Origin of the sequence: Beijerinckia sp. 28-YEA-48, from assembly GCF_900104955.1 — a bacterium.
Lineage (GTDB): Bacteria > Pseudomonadota > Alphaproteobacteria > Rhizobiales > Beijerinckiaceae > Terripilifer.
Genome location: NZ_FNSI01000001.1, coordinates 3083164 through 3100147, shown reverse-complemented (window position 1 = coordinate 3100147; position 16984 = coordinate 3083164). Strand labels below are relative to the sequence as shown.

The window sequence follows — 16984 nt, the reverse complement described above, 5'->3', positions numbered from 1 at the left end:
TCCTTTTCGAGATCAATCATGGCTCGTTTTTTCATCGACCGCCCCATCTTTGCGTGGGTCATCGCGATCATCATCATGGTCGGTGGTGCGCTCGCCATCCGCTCCTTGCCGGTCGCGCAATATCCCAATATCGCGCCGCCGGCTGTCGCCATCAGCGCGGTCTATCCTGGCGCTTCGGCGCAGACGTTGCAGGATACGGTGACGCAGGTCATCGAGCAGAAGATGCAAGGCATCGACAACCTGCTCTACATGTCCTCGACAAGCGACTCCACAGGCAGTCTGACGCTCACGCTGACTTTCGCCAACGGCACCAATCCCGACATCGCCCAGGTGCAGGTGCAGAACAAGCTGCAACTGGCGACGCCGCTGTTGCCGCAGGTCGTGCAACAGCAAGGCATTCGCGTCGCGAAATCGTCCGCGAACTTCCTGATGGTCCTCGGCTTCGTGTCGCAGGACGGCAGCATGGATGGCTATGACATTGCCGATTACGTGGCCACCAACATCCAGGATCCGCTGAGCCGTGTCGTGGGTGTCGGTGACACCCAGCTCTTTGGCGCCCAATACGCCATGCGCATCTGGCTCGATCCGAGCAAACTCAACAATTATGCGATGACGCCAACCGATGTCGCAGCCGCCATCACGGCGCAGAATGCGCAGATCTCCGCCGGCCAACTCGGCGGCACGCCCGCCGTCGAAGGCCAGCAGCTCAATGCCACAGTGCTGGCGCAAAGCCGCCTGAAGACACCGGCGGAATTCGAGAACGTCATCCTGCGCACCAACGGCGATGGCTCGATGGTGCATCTGCGCGATGTCGCACGTGTCGAACTCGGCGGTGAAAGCTACACCGCCATTTCGCGTTACAACGGACAGCCGTCGGCGGCCTTCGCCGTCAAACTGGCGACCGGCGTCAATGCGTTGAACACCGCCGACGCCGTGCGCGCTCGCATCAGCGAGCTCGAGCAATTTTATCCGCACGGTCTGAAGACCGTCTATCCCTACGACACCACGCCCTTCGTCCGCATCTCCATCGAGGAGGTGATCAAGACGCTGCTCGAGGCCATCGTCCTCGTCTTCGTGGTGATGTATGTCTTCCTGCAGAATTTCCGCGCCACGTTGATCCCGACCATCGCGGTTCCCGTGGTTCTGCTCGGCACGTTCGGCGTGCTCGCGGTCTTTGGCTATTCCATCAACACCCTGACGATGTTCGCCATGGTGCTGGCGATCGGCCTTCTGGTGGACGATGCCATCGTTGTTGTCGAAAACGTCGAACGCGTGATGAGCGAGGAGAAGCTTGGGCCCGTCGAAGCGACGCGCAAGTCGATGGACCAGATCACCGGCGCATTGATCGGCATCGCGCTGGTTCTGTCGGCGGTGTTCGTGCCGATGGCCTTCTTCGGCGGCTCGACCGGCATCATCTACCGGCAATTCTCGATCACCATCGTCTCGGCCATGGTCTTGTCGGTGTTGGTGGCAGTGGTTCTGACGCCGGCGCTTTGCGCCACCTTGCTGAAGCCAGGCACGCATGCGTCGCGCCGTGGCTTTTTTGGCTGGTTCAACCGCAATTTCGATCGCGCCAGCCATGGCTATGAATCCTCTGTTCAAGGAATCCTCAAGCGCGGATTGCGTTTCGCCTTCATCTATCTGTTGTTCGTTGGCGGCATGGCGATTCTATTCTTGCGCCTGCCCGGCGGCTTCTTGCCCGACGAAGATCAAGGCGTGTTGTTCACCCAGGTCGTGGCCCCGACAGGCGCCACCCAGGAGCGCACACTCAACATTCTGAAGCAGGTCGAGGATCACTATCTCAAGGACGAGAAGGATGCGGTCGATTCCATATTGACCATCTCGGGCTTCAGTTTCGCCGGCTCGGGCCAGAACATGGGCCTCGCTTTCGTAAAGCTGAAGGATTGGAATGCGCGCAAGAGCGAGGCGCTGAAGGTCAAAGCGGTGGCCGGTCGGGCCATGGGTGCCTTCGCGCGCATCCGCGACGCCATGGTCTTCGCCTTCGCGCCTCCGGCCGTTGTCGAACTTGGCAACGCCACCGGCTTCGATCTGCAATTGCAGGATCGCGGCGGTCTCGGGCACGATAAGCTGATGGCCGCGCGTAACCAATTTCTGGGCATGGCCGCGCAGGATCCGCGTCTCATCGCCGTGCGTCCCAACGGCCAGGAAGACGCGCCGCAATATCAGATCGACGTCGATCGTGGTCGCGCTGGTGCGCTCGGCCTGACGCTTGCTGATATCAACAGCACGCTGTCGACGGCCTGGGGCTCGTCCTATGTCGACGACTTCATCGATCGCGGTCGCGTCAAGAAGGTCTATATGCAGGCCGAGGCCGAGACCCGTATGCAGCCGGAGGATCTCTATCGCTGGCATGTCCGCAATGCCAACGGTGAGATGGTGCCGTTCTCGTCCTTCTCCCAAGCGCACTGGACTTACGGCTCGCCGCGCCTTGAACGCTATAACGGCCTGCCGTCCATGCAGATCCTTGGTCAGCCTCGGCCCGGCCTGTCCACCGGCGAGGCGATGAAGGCGGTGGAAGAGATCGCCGCCAAACTACCGCCAGGCATCGGCTTCGAGTGGAGCGGACTGTCCTACCAGGAACGCCAGTCCGGTTCGCAAACGCTCGCTCTCTACGGGCTCTCCATGCTCGTGATTTTCCTGTGCCTGGCCGCCTTGTACGAGAGCTGGTCGATTCCGTTCTCGGTCATGCTGGTGGTGCCGCTTGGCATCATCGGTGCAATCGCAGCGGCGACTTGGGCCGGGCTTTCCAACGACGTCTATTTCCAGGTTGGCCTTCTCACCACGATCGGTTTGGCCGCCAAGAATGCGATCCTGATCGTCGAATTCGCCAAGGAGCTTGAGGAACAGGGTATCGAGCTGATGGAGGCGACCTTGATCGCCGCCCGCCAGCGTCTGCGGCCGATCCTGATGACGTCGCTCGCCTTCATCCTCGGCGTTCTGCCATTGGCGATCAGCAATGGCGCCGGCTCCGGCGCCCAGAACGCTATCGGCATCGGCGTCATGGGCGGCATGATCTCGGCAACCGTGCTCGGCATCTTCTTCGTGCCGCTGTTCTTCCTGTTCGTGCGCCGGGTCTTCAAGACGAAGCCGCGCACCGACGCCCCTTCCGCTGCGCCCAGCTCGGCTCCTTCAGAGGCCCACTGACATGCTGACCATATCCATCCGCGCGGCTGCGTTCGCGATGCTTGCGGCCGTGCCGCTCGCCGGCTGCCAGACCCTGGCGCCCAACTATGTGCAACCGGCCATGGCTTCGCCCTCGGTCTGGCCGAAGGGGCCGGCCTTCGCTGGTGCCACCAAGGTTGCGTCGGGAGCGACGGCCGCCGACATCGGCTGGGCCGATTTCTTCACCGACGCCAAGCTCAGAAAGCTCATCGGCATCGCCATCGAGAACAACCGCGATCTGCGGGTCGCCGGTCTCAACATCGCCAAGGCGCGGGCGACCTATCAGGCGCAGAATGCGCAACTGCTGCCGCAGATCGATCTGTCCGGCTCGACGACCGCGCAGCGCCAGCCTGGCGTCAGCGGCGGCACCCAGAATGTGATCTCGCGCTCCGGCAGCTTCGGTGTCGGTGCGAGTTCGTTCGAGATCGATTTCTTCGGCCGGTTGCAGAGCCTGTCCCAGCAGCAGTTGGAGAATTATCTCGCTTCCGACGAGGCGCATCGCTCGACCTATCTTACGCTCGTTTCGGATGTCGCCAGCGCCTATGCGACGCTCGCCGCCGACAAGGATCGCCTGCGCCTGGCCGAGAGCACCTTGAAAAGCCAGCAGTCCGCGCTCGACTTGACACGGCGCAGTCTGACTGCGGGCACGTCGACCGACCTCGCCGTGGCCCAAGCCCAGACCAGCGTCGAGACCGCGCGTGGCGATGTCTCCGCCTACACCGCCCAGGTGGCGCAAGACGTCAACGCGCTGGCGCTCTATCTGGGCGCCTCGGTGCCGTCGGAGCTGATGCCGGCCTCGCTGACGGCTGTTGCCGCGTCGAGACAAATCCCGGTCGGTCTGCCCTCGGATGTGCTGTTGCGCCGCCCTGACATCCTGGAGGCCGAACACAAGCTCATCGGCGCCAACGCCAATATCGGCGCCGCGCGCGCGGCCTTCTTCCCCAGCATCACGCTGACCGCCAATACTGGCACCAGCCAAGCCCTCAGCCGTTTGTTCAAGGCTGGCAGCGGCGCCTGGGTGTTCTCGCCCAACATCAATCTGCCGATCTTCGATGGCGGCCAGAACCTCGCCAATTTGCGCGGCGCCGAGGCCGATCGCGACATTTCCGTGGCCCAATATGAAAAGGCCGTCCAGTCGGCCTTCCGGGAGGTCGCCGACGCGCTCGCCACAAGGGGCACGATCGGGCCGCGTGTGGCCTCGCAGACCGCGTTGGTCGGCGCCTGTCAGCGCAGCTACGATCTCTCCCTGACGCGCTTTCGCGAAGGTATCGACAATTACCTCTCCGTCCTGCAATCACAGCAATCGCTCTACGCGGCGCAGCAGAATCTCATTACCCTGCGTCTGTCGCGCATGACCAATGCCGCTACTTTGTATAAAGTGCTCGGCGGAGGCTGGACGCCTGGCTCGGTGAGCAAGGTGGCCGGTCTATGAGCAGGGTGGGGATGGCAGCGCATCATGGAGCAGCGACCGGCGTCGGACACGAGCGAGACCGAACGGCGCAGACGCGGCCGGCCGGTGAGCGTGTCCACCGACGAGCGCCGCGAGAAAATCTTCGAAGCCGCTGAGAGCGTTTTTCTCGAGGTTGGCTTCGCCGCTGCCAATATGGATGACATCGCCCGTCGCGCCGGCATGTCGAAACGGACCGTCTACGAACTGTTTGGCAATAAACAGGCCCTGTTCGACGAACTCCTCGACCTCAGTCGTGTCGGGCTGCCGACCAGCCTCGACGATACCGATGCGCCCGACGAGGAGCTGGTGGATTATCTCACCAAGCTCACGCAACACATCATGTCGCCCAAGCAGATCGCGATCCAACGGGTGGTCTTCGCCGAGCACATGCGGGACCCGGAACGGTCGCAAAATCTCTTCAGCGAAGCCGAGAAGCGGGGGCGTGGCATCCTCTCGCGTTGGGTGGCCCGTCAGGTCAAGGAAGGACGTCTCGCCGTCTTTGACCCAGGCGAGGCCGCCGACATGCTGTTTGGCATGACGGTCGGTACCATTCATTTCAAGAAACTATTGCTTGGCCGCGACGAAGCCCTGTCGTCGGATGAGCTGCGCCAGCGCATCGCGCAGGCCGTGGCGATCTTCCTCAAGGGCGCGGGGCCGTAAGGCGCCGCGCCAAAGATCAATCCGCTCTTTTGAACTATTCGCCTGGCGTGGGCGCGCCCAGCGGGCTGTGCGGGCTCGCCGGCTCATTGCCGGTCTGGCGGGCCTGACCGCGCCGCGAGAAGGAGTAGATCAGCACCGGCAGGATGAAGAGGATCAGGATGGGCGCCAAGGTCATGCCGCCGACGACGACGAGCGCCAGCGGTTTTTGCACCTGAGATCCGACGCCGTGCGACCAGGCGGCGGGCAGCAGGCCGACGCCGGCGACGATACAGGTCATCACCACCGGGCGCATCTGCGTGTGGCAGGTCTCGCGGATCGCATTCAGCCGTTCATAGCCTTGCGCCATGAGATGGTTGAAATGGGTGATGACGAGAATGCCGTCCATCACCGCGATGCCGAACAAGGCGATGAAGCCGATGGCCGCCGACACGCTGAATGGCGTTCCGGTGATCGCCAGGGCGGCGACGCCGCCGACCAGCGCCAGCGGAATGACGGTGAGCGCCAGCACGGTGTCAGTCAACGAACCGAAGTTGAAATAGAGCAGGGCCGCCATCAACAACAGGCTGAGCGGTACCACCACGGCAAGCCGTGCGATCGCGTCCTGCAGATTGCCGAATTCACCGACCCATTCGAGCCTGTAGCCTGGCGGCAGCACCACTTCCTTGGCGATGCGCTGCTGCGCTTCGAGAATTGTGCTGCCGAGATCGCGGTCGCGCACGCTGAATTTCACCGGCAGGTAGCGTGTCTGCTGTTCGCGATAGATATAGGCGGCGCCCGATGTCAGCGAGACTTTCGCCACTTCGCTCAGTGGGATCTGGGTCACAGTGCCGGCAGGCGTGTTCACGCCGATGCGCAGATTGTTGATCGCCTCGATGCTTTGGCGGAAGCGCGGCGCCAGCCGCACGACGATGGGGAAGTGACGGTCGCCGCCCGCTTCGAACAAATCGCCAGCTGCTTGACCGCCGATGGCGATCTGCACTGCCGTGTTGATGTCGCCCGGCGCCAGGCCGTAACGTGCCGCCTTGGCGCGATCGACTTCGATCTGCACCGTGGGCTGGCCGAGCGAGACGAACACCGCGAGATCCTCGATGCCCTGCACCGTGCTGAGCGTCGTTTTGATCTTCTGCGCCAAATCCGCCAGCGTGTTGAGATCGCCGCCGTAGATCTTGATCGAGTTCTCGCCCTTCACGCCCGACACCGCTTCGGCGACGTTGTCTTGCAGATATTGCGAGAAGTTGAATTCGACGCCGGGGAATTTTCCCTGCAATTTGGCGAGAACTTCGTCGGTCAAGGAATCCTTGGTGACACCGGGACGCCATTGCGAGACCGGCCGCAGCGGCGCGAAGAATTCCGCGTTGAAGAAGCCGGTGGCATCGGTGCCATCGTCTGGCCGGCCATGCTGCGACAGCACGGTCTGGAATTCCGGTAGTTCGGAAATCGTCTGGCGCATGCGGTTGACGTATTGATTGCCTTCCTCAAGCGAGATCGTTGTCGGCAGCGTGGCGCGGATCCACATATTGCCTTCTTCGAGCTTGGGCAGGAATTCGAGGCCGAGCATGCGCACGACGATGAACGTCGTCGCGACGATGACCAGCGCCGCGACGATGACGGCGCCGCGCATGCGCAGGATCACCACCAGAGTTGGCTCGTAAACGCGCGTCAGGAAGCGCACGAGCGGTGTTTCCGTCTCCTTGACCTGTTTCGGCAGAATGAAGGCGGCAAGCGCCGGCGTCACCGTGAAGGTTGCGAGCAGGCCGCCGGCCAGCGCATAGGCATAGGTCTTGGCCATCGGCCCGAAGATATGCCCTTCGACGCCGCTCATGGTGAACAGCGGAATGAAAGCCGCGACGATGATACAGGCGGCAAAGAAGATCGAACGATTGACGCCTGCGGCGGCAGCGGCGATTTCCTTCAGGCGGCCCGTAAGTCCTGTATAGGCCATCGTATCGGCAGGATCGTCGCCTTGCTCGGCGCCATGGGAGAGCCTTCGGTAGATCGCCTCCACCATGATGACCGTGGCATCGACGATTAATCCGAAATCGATGGCGCCGACCGAAAGCAGATTGGCGGATTCGCCGCGCGCCACCATCAGCGCGATGGCAAAGAACAAAGCGAACGGAATCGTCGTGGCAATGATCAGCGCGCTGCGCAGATCGCCCAGGAACAGCCACTGGATGAGCACGATCAGCAAAATGCCGATCACCATATTGTGCAGCACCGTGTGGGTGGTCGTATTGATCAGTTCTTCGCGATCGTAAATACGTTCGATCTTGACGCCCGGCGGCAGAACATTCTCCCGCTCGATCCGCTGCACTTCGTCGTGAACGGCATTGAGCACCGGCATACTTCTTTCGCCACGGCGCATCAGCACAATGCCTTGGACGACATCGTCGTCATCAAGCAGGCCGGCGATCCCGAGCCGGGGCTGGAAGCCGACTTCGACGCTCGCGACATCGCGTACCAGCACCGGTGAACCGTTGACCTGCGTCAGCATGGTCGCTTCGATGTCGTTGGCTGAGCGGATCAGGCCGACGCCGCGCACCACCGCCGATTGGCTGCCGATATTGACCGTGTTGCCGCCGACATTGAGGTTGGAATTGTTCAGGCTTTGCACGACCTGGGGCAGGGTGAGGCCATAGGCGACCAGGCGGTCGAGATCGACCTTGATCTCATAGGTTTTGGTCTTGCCGCCCCAGCTCGTCACGTCGATCACGCCGGGCACGGCGCGGAAGCGGCGCTTCAAGACCCAGTCGTTCAAGGTCTTGAGATCCATCACGCTGTAGCCCGGCGGGCCAACCAGGCGATAGCGGTAGATTTCGCCGATTGGGCTCACCGGCGAAATGCCGGGCTGGGCGCCATTGGGCAGCGACTGCAATTGCGCCAGCCGGTTGAGCACCTGCTGTTCGGCTTCGCGATAGGTGAAGTCGAAGGTGAACTGCAATTTCACCGACGACAATCCGTAGAGCGAAATACTGCGCACGGTTTTCAGGTTGGGAAGGCCAGACGTCGCCACCTCGACGGGGATCGTGATGTAGCGCTCGACCTCTTCGGCCGACAGGCCGGCGACCTGGGTGACAACTTCGACGGAAGGCGGTGTCGGGTCGGGATAGGCTTCGATGTTGAGTTGTCGGAAAGCCAGCAGGCCGCCGATCATCAACGTGATGAACATCAACAGGACGATGGTGCGCTGGCGCAGCGCGAAGGAAACGACGCTGTTCATATCAGTTTAAGCCGGTCGGAGCCGCGTTCGCGCATGTCAGCTCCCCGCCAGCGTTGCCGCCCTGTCGATAAAGAGGGCGCCGCGCGTGACGATACGCTCACCACTCTTGAGTCCTTTGACGATCTGGATGCGATTGCCCGAGACGAAACCCGGCTGGATCTGCCGCAGTTCGAGCCTGTCGTTGCTGTTGACCACCCAGACACGCGTCTTGTCGCCTTCATAAATCAGCGCTTCACGCGGCACGCTCGGCGAGGCGCCTTCGCTGCGCCCGATCAGCCGCACACTGGTGAACATTTCCGGCCGCAGCAGGCCTTCGGCATTGTCGATGTTGGCGCGCACGGGAATGCGGCGGCTGCTCGGATCGATGGACGAACCGATCAGCGCGATCTCGCCGTGAAACACGCGGTCAGGATAGGCGACGACGCGAAATTCCAGCTTTTGGCCGGGGAAAACTTGCGCCACGTCGGATTCACGCACGCTGGCGACCAGCCAGACTTTCGACAGATCGCCGAGGATAAAGGCGGGATCGGTTGCCGATGTCGAGAGGAACTGACCAGGTCCGACCTTGCGCTGAATGATGATGCCATCGATCGGCGAGGTGACCATGGTTTCGGTGCTGATCTTGCCGGTCTGTTCGAAATTGGCGATTTCCGCGTCGCTCTTGCCCATGATGCGCAGGCGATTGCGCACGGCCTCAAGGGCGATTTCGGCGGAGCGCACGTCGTTCTGTGCGCCGTTGAGATCATTCTGCGCCTGTTGCAGTTCGCGCATGGCGATGGCGTTGGCGGCCGCGAGATCGCGCAACCGTTTTTCCGCCATTTGCGTCAGCCGCAGGCTGGACCGGGCTTTGTTGAGCGTGCTGACCGCGGCCATCAGGTCGTTTTCACTCTGAATGACGTCGACGGCTTCCAGCGTGAAGAGCGGCTCGCCCTGCTTCACCTGCTGTCCAGGGCGCGCGAAGATTTTCGTCACCCGCCCGGCGAATTGCGAGAACACGGGTGTGACCCGCTCTTCGTCGACGGTGATCTTGCCCTCGGTGGTGGTCTCGGCGGCGAACCGTTCCTCGCCGACGGTTTCGATCGTCACCGTGGCCAGTTGTTCGGCGGAGAGCTTCAGGCCGGATTTCGCTGCGGCCAGCGGCCGCGCGTTACCCACGGGGGGCGCGGAATTGGCGAGCGGGCGCCAATACCAACCGGCAGCACCGATCAAGGCGACGACGATCACCCCTGCCGCGAGTCCCTTGGGCATCGGCCGGCGGGCTGTCGGCGAACCGTGCCCGGGAGCGTCTGAACCATTCATTGCCGAATTCCCCTCCAGCCACACCATACTCTGTATGGGCGGCGGCCGTATGGCGGTCCGCCAACGGGTATCAACAGATTAAGGACCGTTTCATTCCGGGGGCGCTGCCAGCGTCTTAGGGCTCACAGCTTACACCTAGCTTACACGCAGCTTACATAGGCTTACTCTTCACTGACATAATGCTTACGCTGTGCTGACAAAGACACTCAAAATGTCAGAGTCGTTCGTAAACCGAACGTCCAGGCGTCGCGGAGGTTGCGTTGCTGGTCATAGGTGGCTGGCAACGGCAAGCGGGCGGCCGGATTGCGCGTATATTGGAGGGATGGCTGCACGGTCAGCATGTCCGAATGGACATAGCGGTAGGACAATTCCACCGACAGTTCATACGGCTTGATCGGTACCTGTCCCATCCCGCCGGCAAAACCATCATTGTAGAACGAACGCAGGCTGCGACCGGTTTTCAACAGGCTGAAGCCGAGCCCAAATTGGTCGTCGGGGCGGCTTTCGAAGGGGCCTTTGATGCTGGCGCCCCATTCGGCATAGAGGTCCGACAGATTGCGGTCGCTGGGGGCGCGCATGATCAGGGCATAAATGCCGAGGCCTTGATCCGACGTTCCTGGCCGGCGCCACACCATCTGGTCGAAGAGGGCATAAAAGGCGGTGTTGCCGTGATGAACGGTGGGTGCAGCGCCGGTCACGGCCAGAAGGCCGCCTTGAGCGTCGAAGCGTTGCCCCGTGAAAATGCCGGTGTGATGCCAGACACCAAGCTTGAGCGTGCCCGGAAGGCCGGTGTCCGCCAGTCCCTGGTTCCGATCGATCCACAATTCGAGAAAGTAGAGTGGATTGTCGCGGACGCGGAAGGACGTGCCGGTGCGATCGCGCCTTTGCGGGTCGCCATCGCCGGGTCCGGCAGGGTCGCCGTTGAAGACGGCGCCGACCAGCGAAACATTTTCGGTCACTTTCAAATTGGCGCGCGCCATCGGGGTGGCGAGCGGATAGTTGGCGCCGCCCGATGGCAGGTTAAGCGCCGCCAACGCTGGATAGCCAAAGCTCGAATTGAGGAAAAAGCCGCTGTACTTCGACGTCATGAACTCTTCATTGGCGCCCTGTTGGCCAATGCGCAGCGACAGGCGTTCGTTGAACAGCAAGGTCTCGAACCAGGCCGCATAGAGGCGCGTGGCGCCTGTCGCTTCGATATTGCTGACAGGCTGCAACGTGCCGACCATATCCAGTGATGGCTGGCGCCCGTGAATCTGGAACATGCTGGCGTAGAAACGACTGTTCGGTATACCCGCCAGTTTGGCGAGATCGAGCTCTATCGATCCAGTCAGCAGGCCGTTGAAGGTAACGCCGCGACGGACGCCACCGGCAAAGTTGGTCCAGATTTCGGCCTGTTCGTTCAGCTCAAGGGTGACGCCTTGTTCTTCGAGAGCTTTGCGCCAGTCCTGCCCGTGGGCTGGCCCAGTGGCGAGAAGTGCGCCCGCGATACAACAGGCCTTCAACAAAGCGCTAATCTTCGGGCAAGCCACAGTGAACTCTTAAACTTAGTCAGATGCGCGTCAGGTCGCTGGGATACTGCCGCCGTGTGTCATTCGCGTAACGATCAAGGCAATTGCACGTCGGGTATTTTCTCTTGGCGCGCCGGCTGCTTGACTCCGCTCTCTTGGCGGGCAAGTTGGCCCTGGGTCGGGGCGGCTGAATCTGGGGTGGCGGGGAAAAGCGTCAGGATGTTCATGCGTTTTGCGAGAGACGAACGAAACCGCCTGCGCCAGCGCATCCTGGTGGCGACGGCTCTGACGGCCGCCGGCCTGTCGGGCGCCTGCACCGTTGGGCCTGATTTCATGGCGCCGCCGTCCCCCGAGGTCGGCCGCTATTTGCCCGATGAACGCCCGGCCCGTGAAGGTCGTGCTGGCCCTGCCGCCGGCCTCGTCTGGGGCGCCGATGTCTCGGCGCAATGGTGGCGTCATTTCGGCTCGCCAGAATTGAACCGGCTGATTGAAGCTGGCATCGCGAACAATCCTGATCTCGAGGCCGCCGAGGCGGCGCTTCGCTTGGCTCAGACCAATGTCGCCGTGCAGCGCGCTGCGCTGTTTCCGGTGATCGGCGCCGATTTCATGCCGACCCGCCAAAGGACCTCCAACGCCCTGTCGGCGCCGACCGACAGCGGCGGCTATATCTATTCTCTGCACACCGGCCAGGTGACGGTGGCCTTTGCCCCCGACATCTGGGGCGGTCAGCGTCGACAGATCGAATCGGCGCAGGCGCAGGCCGACGCGGCTGCCTTCCAGCGCGAGGCCGCCTTCCTCAGCCTGACCGCCAATATCGCCTCCGCCGCCGTGCTGGAGGCGTCGCTGCGCGGCCAGATCGCCACCACCACGCGCCTGATCAAAGGCCAGGACCAATTGCTCGGCATTCTGCGCCGTCAGCATGATGCCGGCCAGATCGCGCTGACCGACGTAGCAGCGCAAGAGACGGCGGTGGCGCAAGCGCGGCTGCTGCTGCCGCCACTGGAGCGCGCCCTGGCGCAACAACGCAATCTGTTGGCGGTCTTGACCGGGCAAATGCCCGGTGACGGGGTGAAGGGAATCTTCACGCTGAAGTCGTTCCAGCTGCCGCGCAAAATCCCGCTCACCCTGCCGGCTGATCTGGTGCGCAACCGCCCCGACATCCGTGTCGCCGAGGAAAACCTGCGTGCCGCCAACGCCCAAATCGGCACGGCAGTGGCCAACCGGTTGCCGCAGATCACCTTAAGCGCCGGGGTTGGTTCAAGCGCCGCGTCGATGTCGCAATTGTTCTCGCCGGGCATGGGCATCTGGAATATCGCGGGCAATATGGCGCAGACGATTTTCGATGCCGGCGCTTTGGCCGCCAAACAGAAGGGCGCTGAAGAAGCGACCTTGCAGGCGGCGGCGCTATATCGCTCGACTGTCCTGATCGCTTTCCAGAACGTGGCCGATACGCTGCGGGCGCTGCAGAGCGATGCGCGTGCGCTGAGTGCTGCGACCGCGGCCGAACGCGCGGCCGCACAGAACAACGATCTGGTGCGGAAGCAGGTTGAGGCGGGGCAGATCAGTCTGCCGCTCCTGCTCAACGCACAGCAGGCTTACCTGCAGACGGCGCTGGCGCGGGTTCAGGCGGAAGGCCAACGCATCACCGATACGATCGCGTTGTTCCAGGCGCTTGGTGGTGGCTGGTGGAACAGGCCGGGCCCGCTCGTGCCGGTGGTCCCGCAGGTTGTGCCGGGCCCCGTGCAACAGAGTGTTGCTGCCAATTGAGTCGAGGCCAGAGCAAATTGCGTTTCGATAGAAACGCAATTTGGATCTTTGTCTTGACGCGTCTTTGTGAGGTTTGACGATTTCGTCAAACTGCGACAGCCGGTTTATTCGGAAGATTGACTACCTGAAGCCGGGCGCGAAAACATTGTTGGTTTCGCTGGGCAGCCGCAGGTGCGCACGACTCGGGCCATCGCGTTGGCCGCCCGAAAACTGAAATCCATTCGTCATCGGCATGCCCATAGGGGCGGCCATCGGAGCAGGCGGTGCCGCGATCGGCGTGCGCTGATCGACGCGACGCTGCACGCGCACGCGACCGCCGATTCGAGCACAGCCGCCATCGGTGGTGGCGACAAAGCCGGAGCCGTAGATGGCGCAACGATTGGCCTGGGCCAGCCGGACGGCGTGAGTATCAGCGGCAAATCCAGGGGTCATAAATCCTGGCGTCATAAATCCAAGCGCTGCAAATCCAAACGCGGCAAATCTTGGCGTCGTCACCAACAGGCGCCGTGCGCCCGTCTGCGACAGGCGAGAAAGTGCTGGGAGCTGAATAGATCGAAGATCCGTCAAACTGTGCCGCCGTGAATGCTCAATGTCGTCGGGAGCGAAGACAATATGCCCAGATACGCGGGCAGGGGATCGATTGGATCGACCGTAGGCTCATCGATTGATACGAAGATCATGGCAAGATCAAGATCGCGTTGGGATTATCGCCGTGTTCCACAAGCTTCCTAAAAATCTTACAAGCTAAAAAGTCTTGTGCTGATCAGCCGCGCCAATCGCCGATGGCGGCCTGCACCACGGCGAGCGCGGCGACTGCAGCCGTATCGGCGCGCAAGATGCGAGGTCCAAGCGAGATGCCGATCACTCCGGGCACCGCGCTGATGGCTTTGCGTTCAGCCGGATCGAAGCCGCCTTCCGGGCCGATCAAGACGGCGAGGGCAGGGGCGCGCGCGTCACCAACCGCTTGCCGCAGCGCCAGCACCGGCTCGACAACATCAGCATCCTCATCGCAGAAGATGAGCCGGCGAGAAGCTGGCCAATCTCGCAGCACGCGCTCCAAGTCCACTGGTTCGGCAACCTCGGCGATCGTCATGATGCCGCATTGTTCCGCCGCCTCGATGGCATTGGCGCGCAGACGATCAAGATTGACGCGCTGCACCTGCGTGCGTCGCGTCAGCACCGGTTGCAGCCTGCTGGCGCCCATTTCGACGGCTTTCTGCGCCATATAATCGAGACGGGCATGTTTTATCGGCGCGAAGAGATAGTGCAGATCGCACGCGGCCTGCTGCAGCCGCACCGGCTCGATCGCTTCCAGCCGCGCGACCTTGCGGGAACCTGGGGCGATGCGCGCCATCCATTCGCCATCACGACCGTTGAAGATGAAGATTGTGTCGCTTTCGCGCAGCCGTAGAACGTTGAGAATATAGTTCGATTGGTCACGCTCAAGGTCGAGGATGGCCCCGGCCGAAAGCGGATGAGAGACAAAAAGGCGTGTGGCGGCAAAATCGTAGCGGGGCATCGGCGGGAAGATTCCAGGATTCTGCCGTTGATGATATCAGGCGCGGGGACGGATTGCGGCCCATAAGGGCTCATTGGGGCGTTTTCCACGAATCCGTCCCATTTTGAAGGCTAAATCGCCGAATTCTATGGCTCTTGCCGTGAGTAAGGCAGGATTGTTAAAAAGCCGACCAATTGGGTGGCTGACTCGCTATTTGGCGCGGCCAATTCAAGCAGAGGTTTGGGCAGGTTGCTGCCGGGCTGAATGCGCAACGAAGGTAACAGATGATGGCCATGATCCCGACACCACGTGCCGGTTGGAACCCGGTCCTCGCGACGCTCGTCGCCGCAGGGCTGATGACGGCTGCCGCGCCAGCGTTTGCCCAATCGTGCAACGATGACATCGCCAAATTTCAAGAACGGCGCCAGGCCCAGATCGGCGCGCTCAACAATCTGAGCAAGCAGGGCAAGGGCAAGCTCGATCCCATCGCCGCGTGCCCGCGTCTGCGCAATCTCGTCGCGATCGAAAACCAGATGTTCGAATATATGACCAAGAACCAGAGCTGGTGCAGTATCCCTGACGACGTGATGGGCCAGGTCAAGGACGGCAAGGGCAAGTCCGCCAATCTCGCGGCGCAGGCCTGCAAGGCCGCCGCCATGGCACGCAAGATGCAGCAGCAGGCGCGTGAAGGTGGCGGGGCTCCGGGGGCTCCGGCAGCACCGAAACTGCCGAGCGGGCCGCTCTAGGTCTTGCCGAACGAACCCTCAGCGAATGCTTCGCGGGGGCTGCCTGATTCTGTTTCCGGCAGCCTTGTCCTGAGATGGGCGCCGGAGCGGACGGTTCCTTTCATTCAGCTCGCCCGCATCGATCGGCCAATTGGCTGGTGGCTGATCTTGCTGCCGTGTTGGTGGTCGGTTGCGCTCGCCGGTATTCAGCAGGGCCATGGGCCGAACTGGTGGCACGTGCTGCTGTTCCTGATCGGCGCCATCTCGATGCGTGGTGCCGGCTGCACGTATAACGACATCGTCGATCGCAAGATCGATGCCGGCGTTGAACGCACGTGTGGGCGGCCTTTGCCGTCTGGCCGTGCGACGCCGGCGGCAGCCGCTGTTTTTCTTGTCGGGCTGTGTCTCATCGGTGCGGCCGTCCTGTTGTCGTTCAACCGCTTCGCGATTGTCACGGGGCTCGCTTCGCTCATCATCGTCGCGATCTATCCGTTCATGAAGCGCATCACGTCCTGGCCACAGGTGGTGCTTGGGCTGGCTTTTGCTTGGGGCGGTCTGATGGGCTGGGCGGCGGCCTTCGGTACGCTCTCTTGGCAAGCCGTGCTGATCTACCTCTGCGCTATTTTCTGGACCGTCGGCTACGATACGATCTATGCACTGCAGGATGCGCGCGACGATGCCATTGTGGGGGTCAAATCAACCGCACGGCTGTTTGCCCAGAACGTCCGCCTCGGCGTTGCGATCTGTTATCTGCTGGCGCTCGTCTGTGCAGCCGGCTCCATCGCAGGCGTTCATGGCGGCATTCTGGCTTGGCTGGGGTGGCTAGCCTTTGCCGCACATCTCGCCTGGCAGGTCACGCGGATCGAACGCGCCGATACGCAAGTGGCGCTGATGCTGTTCCGCTCCAACCGCGACGCCGGCCTTTTGTTCTTCGTAGGCCTTGCTGCTGACGGCATGCTGCTGCCGCGATTGTTGCCTTGAACGCTTCCGCGTAACACAAACTCAATGGCGGGCGATGATCTCACGCGCGCCGCGATGCACCAGATTCATTCGCGCCGGTGAACCGGGTTTGCGCCGGCGTTGGAAGCGGCCGCGCCGGGCCATCAGCGTCGTGCCCTTGCGTGCGTGATCTTGCGGCATGGCGCAATCGACATCGCCGAGCCGCCGACGGATGCAATCCATCTGGCCGCCGGCCCGTTCCACATAAAGCGGCAAGGCGAAATACTCGCCCCAATATTGCAGATGCGCGAAGGCCTCGCGTTCGTCGCTGGTGTCGGCGAGCAGAATGCGCAGGTCGGCGTCAACATGGCTGAGGCTCACCACATAGCGCTGCTTGTCCGTGGCTTCGCCGGTCGCCTTGAAGACGACGCCGCGATAGGCGCGCGCCGGCACGCGGATTTTCATCCGCACGCCATTGCGGCGCCGGCGAATGACGATGCCTTGCCGCAGCAAGGTCACTTCGCGTTGGCCGCCATCCGCTCGCGCATCGACACATGCCAGTGTCGGCCATTCCGATTTCAGATTGTGTGCTTCATTCGCCATTTGACTGCCTCGTCCGGGGTTCCGGTTCTGCAGTCAGCCTAGGGGAGGCTGGCGGGCGATCGCCTAACAGGTCTGGTTAAGCGGCGTTAATCGCGTCGATATGAGCAGGTTTTGCCCGCCAGGCTCAACACC

General features: G+C 62.2%; 12 protein-coding genes. 6 read left to right on the top strand and 6 right to left on the bottom strand.

Annotated features, from left to right (window positions below; genetic code table 11):
• The first annotated feature begins 18 nt into the window (after positions 1-18).
• The 3 genes from BLW50_RS14725 to BLW50_RS14715 are packed head-to-tail and all read left to right on the top strand — an operon-like array spanning position 19 to position 5293.
• The gene (locus BLW50_RS14725; protein WP_090703840.1) at positions 19-3165 is read left to right on the top strand and encodes an efflux RND transporter permease subunit; all 3147 of its coding nucleotides are present in this window, start codon (positions 19-21) and stop codon (positions 3163-3165) included.
• A 1-nt stretch (position 3166) separates the two neighbouring features.
• Positions 3167-4615 carry an efflux transporter outer membrane subunit gene (locus tag BLW50_RS14720; protein WP_244544249.1) on the top strand — a complete coding sequence of 483 codons (1449 nt, stop codon included), beginning with the start codon at positions 3167-3169 and terminating at the stop codon, positions 4613-4615.
• A gap of 24 nt (positions 4616-4639) precedes the next feature.
• Positions 4640-5293 (top strand): TetR/AcrR family transcriptional regulator, encoded by a 654-nt coding sequence (locus tag BLW50_RS14715; protein WP_090703835.1) that lies wholly within the window; start codon positions 4640-4642, stop codon positions 5291-5293.
• A gap of 34 nt (positions 5294-5327) precedes the next feature.
• Here the strand turns inward: BLW50_RS14715 and BLW50_RS14710 are convergent, their stop codons facing one another.
• The 3 genes from BLW50_RS14710 to BLW50_RS14700 form a co-directional block, all read right to left on the bottom strand.
• Positions 5328-8513 carry an efflux RND transporter permease subunit gene (locus tag BLW50_RS14710; protein WP_090703831.1) on the bottom strand — a complete coding sequence of 1062 codons (3186 nt, stop codon included), beginning with the start codon at positions 8511-8513 and terminating at the stop codon, positions 5328-5330.
• Positions 8514-8549: 36 nt separating this feature from the next.
• A complete protein-coding gene (locus BLW50_RS14705; protein ID WP_244544248.1) occupies positions 8550-9812 on the bottom strand; it encodes an efflux RND transporter periplasmic adaptor subunit in 1263 nt (420 codons plus the stop codon).
• Between the two features lie 206 nt (positions 9813-10018).
• A complete protein-coding gene (locus BLW50_RS14700) occupies positions 10019-11317 on the bottom strand; it encodes a carbohydrate porin (protein ID WP_170850163.1) in 1299 nt (432 codons plus the stop codon).
• A 228-nt stretch (positions 11318-11545) separates the two neighbouring features.
• Between BLW50_RS14700 and BLW50_RS14695 the strand changes: the two genes are divergently transcribed.
• The gene (locus BLW50_RS14695; RefSeq protein WP_090709147.1) at positions 11546-13087 is read left to right on the top strand and encodes an efflux transporter outer membrane subunit; all 1542 of its coding nucleotides are present in this window, start codon (positions 11546-11548) and stop codon (positions 13085-13087) included.
• 120 nt (positions 13088-13207) lie between these two features.
• On the opposite strand, the gene BLW50_RS14690 is transcribed toward BLW50_RS14695, so the two are convergent.
• Both BLW50_RS14690 and BLW50_RS14685 read right to left on the bottom strand, forming a co-directional pair.
• The gene (locus BLW50_RS14690) at positions 13208-13519 is read right to left on the bottom strand and encodes a hypothetical protein (RefSeq protein WP_090703824.1); all 312 of its coding nucleotides are present in this window, start codon (positions 13517-13519) and stop codon (positions 13208-13210) included.
• A 331-nt stretch (positions 13520-13850) separates the two neighbouring features.
• Entirely contained in the window at positions 13851-14606 is a 756-nt protein-coding gene (locus BLW50_RS14685; RefSeq protein ID WP_090703821.1) for a 16S rRNA (uracil(1498)-N(3))-methyltransferase, read from the bottom strand.
• Between the two features lie 263 nt (positions 14607-14869).
• Here BLW50_RS14685 and BLW50_RS14680 point away from each other — a divergent pair, with 263 nt between their 5' ends.
• The gene (locus tag BLW50_RS14680; protein ID WP_244544247.1) at positions 14870-15331 is read left to right on the top strand and encodes a hypothetical protein; all 462 of its coding nucleotides are present in this window, start codon (positions 14870-14872) and stop codon (positions 15329-15331) included.
• Between the two features lie 3 nt (positions 15332-15334).
• Positions 15335-16291 carry a 4-hydroxybenzoate octaprenyltransferase gene (ubiA, locus tag BLW50_RS14675; RefSeq protein ID WP_090703818.1) on the top strand — a complete coding sequence of 319 codons (957 nt, stop codon included), beginning with the start codon at positions 15335-15337 and terminating at the stop codon, positions 16289-16291.
• Positions 16292-16312: 21 nt separating this feature from the next.
• Here the strand turns inward: ubiA and BLW50_RS14670 are convergent, their stop codons facing one another.
• Entirely contained in the window at positions 16313-16852 is a 540-nt protein-coding gene (locus BLW50_RS14670) for a DUF6101 family protein (protein WP_090703815.1), read from the bottom strand.
• Positions 16853-16984: the final 132 nt, after the last annotated feature.

Bases quoted from the DNA above. Each gene is read 5' to 3' on its own strand.
- BLW50_RS14705 (WP_244544248.1), bottom strand. From the start codon at position 9,812: ATGAATGGTTCAGACGCTCCCGGGCACGGTTCGCCGACAGCCCGCCGG.
- BLW50_RS14680 (WP_244544247.1), top strand. From the start codon at position 14,870: ATGATGGCCATGATCCCGACACCACGTGCCGGTTGGAACCCGGTCCTC.
- BLW50_RS14710 (WP_090703831.1), bottom strand. From the start codon at position 8,513: ATGAACAGCGTCGTTTCCTTCGCGCTGCGCCAGCGCACCATCGTCCTG.
- BLW50_RS14685 (WP_090703821.1), bottom strand. From the start codon at position 14,606: ATGCCCCGCTACGATTTTGCCGCCACACGCCTTTTTGTCTCTCATCCG.
- BLW50_RS14670 (WP_090703815.1), bottom strand. From the start codon at position 16,852: ATGGCGAATGAAGCACACAATCTGAAATCGGAATGGCCGACACTGGCA.
- BLW50_RS14720 (WP_244544249.1), top strand. From the start codon at position 3,167: ATGCTGACCATATCCATCCGCGCGGCTGCGTTCGCGATGCTTGCGGCC.
- BLW50_RS14715 (WP_090703835.1), top strand. From the start codon at position 4,640: ATGGAGCAGCGACCGGCGTCGGACACGAGCGAGACCGAACGGCGCAGA.
- BLW50_RS14725 (WP_090703840.1), top strand. From the start codon at position 19: ATGGCTCGTTTTTTCATCGACCGCCCCATCTTTGCGTGGGTCATCGCG.
- BLW50_RS14695 (WP_090709147.1), top strand. From the start codon at position 11,546: ATGCGTTTTGCGAGAGACGAACGAAACCGCCTGCGCCAGCGCATCCTG.
- BLW50_RS14690 (WP_090703824.1), bottom strand. From the start codon at position 13,519: ATGACCCCTGGATTTGCCGCTGATACTCACGCCGTCCGGCTGGCCCAG.